Genomic DNA, 290 nt, shown 5'->3' with positions numbered 1-290 from the left:
CTGACACCTGGGGATTGCGCCGTTTCAAGGAGATGTTTGGCGGCACGGGTTCTCTGAATGACCTCGTTCTTCAACGCGACGGTAGCCCGCTTCTGCAGGAGAACGATGAACTTCGTGCCCTCCTTGACGAGGCTTGGATTCTGGCGGACGAGCTTGCCAGAAGGGAGTTATAGCGCTTCGCTTGCGGTTACAGGGCTTGCAGCCTCCGCCATTCGCTCCGCTTCGGTGCCTCTTCGGATGATCGGGTCTCCGAACTCCCTCGCGTCGACCGTTTCCCCCAATGTTTCAAG

General features: G+C 58.6%; 1 protein-coding gene. It reads left to right on the top strand.

Annotation, left to right across the window (positions count from 1 at the left end):
* The first annotated feature begins 14 nt into the window (after positions 1 to 14).
* Entirely contained in the window at positions 15 to 173 is a 159-nt protein-coding gene (locus AF337_RS46595) for a DUF6966 domain-containing protein (protein ID WP_425287909.1), read from the top strand.
* The last annotated feature ends 117 nt before the right edge of the window (positions 174 to 290 follow it).

The sequence above is a fragment of the Rhizobium ecuadorense genome (assembly GCF_001187535.1).
Classification (GTDB): Bacteria; Pseudomonadota; Alphaproteobacteria; order Rhizobiales; family Rhizobiaceae; genus Rhizobium; species Rhizobium ecuadorense.
This window is presented reverse-complemented; position numbering and strand designations above follow the sequence as displayed.